General features: G+C 69.4%; 1 protein-coding gene. It reads left to right on the top strand.

Annotated elements, in window-relative coordinates; translation table 11 throughout:
* Window positions 1-6,851: amino acid adenylation domain-containing protein (locus ACIO3O_RS42610; protein ID WP_401756391.1), on the top strand; the 6,851-nt coding region annotated here is incomplete at both ends.

The following is a 6,851-nucleotide window of genomic DNA, read 5'->3' as shown; positions in this document are numbered from 1 at the left end:
TTGGCGCGTGGCTACCTCAACCGCCCGGCCCTGACGGCGGAGCGGTTCGTGCCGGACCCGTTCGCGGACGGTGTGGGGGAGCGGATGTACCGGACCGGGGACGTGGTGCGTCGCCGCCGGGACGGTCAGCTGGAATACGTCGGGCGGGCGGACGAGCAGGTCAAGGTCCGCGGGTTCCGTATCGAGCTGGGCGAGATCGAGGCGGCACTCCTGTCCTATCCTGAGGTCGCTCAGGCCACGGTGATGGCCCGCGAGGACCGCACCGGTGACAAGCGTCTGGTCGCCTACGTCGTGCCGGTGACGTCGGGTGCGACCGTGGACGCGGGTCAGGTCCGTCAGTACGTGGGCGGACTGCTGCCCGAGTTCATGGTCCCGGCCGCCGTGGTCACCTTGGCCGAGCTGCCGTTGACCGCGCACCGCAAGGTCGACCGGCGTGCCCTGCCCGCTCCTGATTACGCGGCGGTCGTGGCGTTTCGGGCGCCGCGCACGGATCGCGAACGCGTCCTGTGCGAGATCTTCGCCGAGGTGCTCGGCGCGGACCGGGTCGGTATCGACGACAGCTTCTTCGACCTCGGCGGACACTCTCTGCTGGCCACCCGCGTCATCAGCCGCATCCGCACCGTCCTGAACGTCGAACTGCCTCTGCGCGCCCTCTTCGAAGGGCCCACGGTCGAGCGGCTGGCTGGCAGGGTCGAGGACGCCGCGGCCGCCCGTACCGCACTGACGCCGCGGCCGCGCCCCGCGGAGATCCCCCTCTCACCCGCCCAGCGCGGGCTCTGGCTCCTGAACCGCATCCAAGGTCCGTCCGCGGCCACGTACAACGTGCCCATCGCGCTGCGCCTCTCCGGCGAACTGAACAGGGAAGTGCTCGGACTCGCGCTCCAGGACGTCGTCGAACGGCACGAGAGCCTGCGAACGCTCCTCCTGGAGAGCGCGGAAGGTACCCCGTACCAGAAGATCCTGGCCCCTGAAGAGGTCAGTCTGCCCCTGCCCGTCGCGGAGATCGCCGAGGCGGAGGTCCGGACGGCCGTCGAGGCCGTGGCGAACCAGGGCTTCGACCTGAGTGCCGAAATCCCCTTCCGGGCACGGCTGTTCGTTCTGAGCGAGGATGAGCACGTCCTCGTGGTCGTCCTGCACCACGTCGCGGGCGACGGCTGGTCGATGGTGCCGCTGGGGAGGGACGTAGCGGCGGCGTACGAGGCACGGGCGGCCGGTCATGATCCGGCCCGGGAGCCGCTGCCGGTGCAGTACGCGGACTACGCGATCTGGCAGCGGGAACTGCTGGGCGACGAGAACGACCCCGAGAGCGTGCTCGGTCAGCAGCTCGCGTACTGGAAAACGCAACTCGCGGAGCTTCCCGAGCAGTTGGAGCTGCCTAACGACCGGCCGCGCCCGGTAGTGGCTTCGCATCGTGGAGACCGCCTGGCCTTCGAGGTAGACGCGGAGGTCCACGCGGGTCTGGTCGACCTCGCGCGGGAGTCGGGCGCGAGTGTGTTCATGGTGGTGCGGGCGGCGTTCGCGGCACTTCTTTCGCGGCTCGGCGCTGGGACGGACATCGCGATCGGTTCGCCGATCGCGGGGCGTACGGACGAGGCGCTTGACGACCTGGTCGGCTTCTTCATCAACACCCTGGTGCTGCGCACCGATCTGTCCGGCGACCCCACCTTCCGCGAGCTGGTGGAGCGGGTCCGTGAGACGGACCTGGCGGCGTACGCCCACCAGGACGTGCCCTTCGAGTACGTCGTCGAGGCGCTCAACCCCGAGCGCTCGATGTCACGCCACCCCCTCTTCCAGGTGATGCTGACCTTCCAGAACAACGAACAGGCCCAGTTCCGGCTCCCCGGGCTGACCTTCACGAGCGAGTCGACCGGGGACGGCGCCGCCAAGTTCGACCTCCAGCTGGGCGTGCACGAGCAGCAGGGGGACGACGGTCGTCCGGCGGGTCTCGTCGGCGCTTTCGAGTTCGCCACGGATCTGTTCGACCGGGTGACGGTCGAGGGACTGGTGGAGCGGTTCAGTCGGGTGCTGGCCGCGTTGGCGGCGGACCCCGATCGTCATGTGGGCGAGCTGGACGTCCTGTCTTCCCACGAGTGTGGGGAGTTGCTGTCCGGTTGGCAGGGGCAGCGGGTCGAGGTTCCGTGGGTGTCGTTGCCGGTGGCGTTCGAGGAGCAGGTGGCGCGGACGCCGGAGGCGACGGCGGTGTTGTTCGAGGACGTTCAGCTGTCGTATGCGGAGTTGAATGCGCGGGCCAACCGTCTGGCTCGGTTTTTGGTGGGGCGGGGTGTGGGGCCTGAGGGTTTGGTGGCGTTGGTGCTGCCGCGTTCGCCGGAGTTGTTGGTGGCGATGTTGGCGGTGCTGAAGGCTGGTGCTGCGTACGTTCCGGTGGATCCGAAGTACCCGGCCGAACGCATCGCGTACATGCTCGGTGACGCCCGTCCCGCTGTGGTGCTGACCTCGGGCGCCGTCTGTGAGGTCGTGCCAAGTGGATTGGAAGCGCTGTTCGTTGAGGACATCGCTGGTGCGGTGGCGTACGAGTCGGCCGCGGATCTGATGGACGGGGAGAGAAGTGTCGCGCTGCGGCCCGATCACTCTGCCTACGTCATTTATACGTCGGGTTCGTCGGGTCGTCCGAAGGGTGTCGTCGTCGGCCACGCGGGCGTCGTGAACCTGGCCCGGGACCACATTGCGCGGCTGGGCGTGGACGGTGGCAGCCGGTTGCTGCAGTTCGCGTCACCGAGCTTCGACGCTGCGGTGGCGGACATGTGGCCGGCGTGGCTGGCCGGTGCGGCCCTCGTGCTGGGGTCGGCGGAGCGGCTGGTGCCGGGAACGCAGCTCGCGGATCTGATCTCGGAGTTCGGGGTCACGCATGCGACCCTCCCCCCGGCCACCTTGCCAGTGCTGGGGGAGTCCGGCGGACTGCCCTCGGTTCTGACGCTGGTGGTCGCCGGTGAGGCGTGTTCGGCGGAGGTGGCCCGCACGTGGTCGCGCGGTCGTCGGATGCTGAACATCTATGGCCCGACCGAGGCGACGGTGGCGTCCACGTCGAGTGAGCCGTTGACGCCGGAGGCGGTCGGCGTGCCGCCGATCGGGCGGCCGGTGTGGAACACCCGCGCCTATGTGTTGGATGCGTCGTTGCGTCCGGTGCCGGCCGGGGTGGCCGGTGAGCTCTACCTGTCCGGCGCCCAGTTGGCGCGCGGCTACCTCAACCGTCCCGCCCTGACGGCGGAGCGTTTCGTCCCTGATCCGTTCGCGGACGGGCCGGGAAAGCGGATGTACCGGACTGGTGACGTAGTACGTCGCCGCCGCGACGGCCAGCTCGAATACGTCGGACGGGCGGACGAGCAGGTCAAGGTCCGCGGGTTCCGTATCGAGCTGGGCGAGATCGAGGCGGCGATCCTGTCCCACCCCGAGGTGGTGCAGGTCGTGGTCATCGCCCGCGAGGACCGCCCTGGCGACAAGCGCCTGGTCGCCTACGTCGTGCCGGTGACGTCGGGTGCGACCGTGGACGCGGGTCAGGTCCGTCAGTACGTGGGCGAGCTGCTGCCGGAGTTCATGGTCCCGGCCGCCGTGGTCACCTTGGCCGAGCTGCCGTTGACCGCGCACCGCAAGGTCGACCGGCGCGCTCTGCCCGCCCCCGAGTTGGTCGAGGCTCGGCGCGTACGTGGTCCGCGTGACGCTCGTGAGGAGGTCCTCTGCGCGATCTTCGCCGAGGTGCTCGGCGTCGAGCGGGTCGGTATCGACGACAGCTTCTTCGACCTGGGCGGCCACTCGCTGCACGCCACCCGTGTCATCAGCCGCATTCGTGCGGTGTTCGGGATGGAGGTCCCACCCCGGGCGATGTTCGAGGCGCCGACCGTCGCGCAGCTGGTTGGACGCATGGCGGACGCGCAGGGTGCCCGCACGGCGCCGGTGCCGGCGGACCGCCCCGCCGAGATCCCCCTGTCGTTCGCGCAGCGCAGGCTGTGGTTCCTCAACCGCTTTGAGGGCCCGGAGTCCATCACGTACAACATGCCCATCGCACTGCGGCTCACCGGACCCCTGGACCGCGGCGCCCTGCGCGCGGCCCTCCAGGACGTCGTCGTGCGCCATGAATCGCTGCGCACGGTCTTCCCGGAGGGCGAGGACGGCGTGCCCGTCCAGCGTGTCCTCGACGCGACGGACTCCATGGTCGAGATGCAGGTACGGGAGATCCGCGAGGACGAGGTCACGGACGCGATCGCGCAGGCCGCGCGACGCGGGTTCGATCTCACAAACGAAGTCCCGCTGCGGGCTTCCCTGTTCGGGCTGAACGACACCACACACATCCTGGTCGTCGTGCTGCACCACATCACGGGCGACGGCTGGTCGATGGCACCGCTGGCCCGCGACGTCGCGCTGGCGTACGAGGCGCACATCACAGGCCGCGCTCCCGGCTGGGAGCCGCTGCCGGTGCAGTACGCGGACTACGCGCTGTGGCAGCAGGACGTCCTCGGCGACGAGTCTGACCCCGACAGCCTGATCAGCCGTCAACTCGCCTATTGGAAAGAACAACTCGCCGTCCTGCCTGACCAGTTGGAGCTGCCCACGGACCGCCCCCGCCCGGTGGTCGCCTCGCGCCGAGGCGGCACCGTGCCGGTGAACGTCGACGCGGAACTGCACCAGGCGCTCGTCCGCCTCGCGCGCGAGTCCGGTGGGAGTGTGTTCATGGTGGTGCGGGCGGCGTTCGCGGCGTTGTTGTCGCGGATGGGTGCGGGTGTGGACATCCCGATCGGTACGCCGATCGCGGGGCGTACGGATGAGGCGCTGGACGACCTGGTCGGTTTCTTCGTGAATACGTTGGTGCTGCGGACGGATCTGTCGGGTGATCCGACGTTCCGTGAGTTGGTGGAGCGGGTGCGGGAGACGGACCTGGCGGCGTATGCGCACCAGGATGTGCCCTTCGAGCATCTGGTGGAGGTCCTCAATCCCGAGCGGTCGATGTCGCGTCACCCGCTGTTCCAGGTGATGCTCGCCTTCCAGAACAACGAACAGGCCGAACTCCGCCTTCCGCAGCTCACGCTCACCGGAGAGGTGACGGAGACACGCTCGTCCAAGTTCGACCTCATCCTGAACGTCACCGAGCTGCGTGACGACGATGGCGAGCCGGCGGGCCTGGCGGGAGTCCTGGAGTTCTCCGTCGATCTGTTCGATCGGGGGACGGTCGAGGGTCTGGTGGAGCGGTTCGGTCGGGTGCTGGCCAGTGTGGTGGCGGACGCTGATGCCCGGGTGAGTGGCTTGGAGGTGCTGTCGGGCGCCGAGCGGTGTGAGTTGCTGGAGGTGCGGAATGCGACGGGTGTCGTGGTTCCGTGGGTGTCGTTGCCGGTGGGTTTTGAGCGGCAGGTGGCGCGGACTCCTGGGGCGACGGCCGTGGTGTTTGAGGGTGTCGAGCTGTCGTATGCGGAGCTGAATGCGCGGGCGAATCGTCTGGCGCGGTTGTTGGTGGAGTGTGGGGCGGGTCCGGAGTGTGTGGTGGCGTTGATGCTGCCGCGTTCGGAGTGGTTGCCGGTGGCTTTGTTGGCGGTGGTGAAGTCGGGGGCGGCGTATGTACCGGTCGATCCGGCGTATCCGGCGGACCGAATCGCGTACATGTTCCAGGACGCCGACCCGGTGGCGGTGGTGTCGGCCGTGCCGCTGGACGAGGCGGTGGCCAGCGGCCGGGCGCAGGTGGTGCTGGACGAGACGATCGTCCGGTCCCTGGGGCAGTACGCGGACGACGATCTGTGCGACGCCGAGCGCGGTGGCCTGCCGCTGCGGCCTGAGCATCCGCTGTATGTGATGTACACGTCCGGGTCGACGGGGCGGCCGAAGGGTGTGGTCTTCCCGGCCGGGGCGATGGTGAACCTGCTGGCCTGGCACATGCAGATACTCACCGGTGGGGAGGGCAAGCGGACAGGCCAGTTCGCCGCGCTGGGTTTCGACGCGGCGGCGCACGAGATGTTCTCCGCTCTGTGGTCGGGCAAGACGCTGGTGGTGCCGCGGGATGAGACGCGCCGGGGCGCGGCGGAGTTGGTGCGCTGGTTTGCCGAGCACGGGGTGGGGGAACTCTTCGCGCCGATGCCGATGATGGAGGCGGTGGCTGAAGCAGCCGCTGAGCTCGGGCTCGATCTGCCTGGATTGTTGGATGTGGCGCAGGCTGGTGAGGCGTTGGCGCTGCATGGTCCGGTGCGGGATTTCTTCGCGTCGGTGCCGGGCCGCCGGGTGCACAACTATTACGGCCCGACCGAGACCCATGTGGTGACGGCCCTTTCGCTGGAGGGTGATCCGGCGGAGTGGCCGGTGCTGCCGTCGATCGGCCGGCCGGTGGCCAACAGCCGGGTCTACGTCCTCGATGAGCGGTTGCGCCCGGTCCCGATCGGGGTGGCGGGCGAGCTCTACCTCGCGGGTGCGCAGTTGGCCCGCGGCTACCTGAACCGCCCGGCCCTGACGGCCGAGCGTTTCGTCCCCGACCCGTTCGCGGGGCCGGGGGAGCGTATGTATCGCTCGGGTGACCTGGCGCGGTGGCGGGCCGACGGCACGGTGGAGTTCCTGGGCCGTGCGGACTTCCAGGTCAAGATCCGCGGCTTCCGCGTGGAACTCGGTGAGGTCGAGGCGGCGGTCGCCTCCCACCAGGATGTTGCTCAGGCCGCGGTGGTCGCGCGTGAGGACCAGCCCGGCGGCAAGCGCCTTGTCGCCTACGTCGTCCCGTCGAACGCCACAGCTTCCGTGGATGCACCGCAACTGCGCCGCTATGTCGGTGCGCGCCTGCCGGAGTTCATGGTTCCGGCGGCGGTCGTGGTGCTGGACGCGTTGCCGTTGACGGCGAACGGCAAGCTGGACCGGCGTGCCCTGCCTGC

Origin of the sequence: Streptomyces sp. NPDC087440 (assembly GCF_044744005.1) — a bacterium.
In the GTDB taxonomy this organism is placed as follows: Bacteria; Actinomycetota; Actinomycetes; order Streptomycetales; family Streptomycetaceae; genus Streptomyces.
The sequence above is the reverse complement of the archived record's forward strand: the minus strand, read 5'-3'. Positions and strand labels throughout refer to the sequence as shown.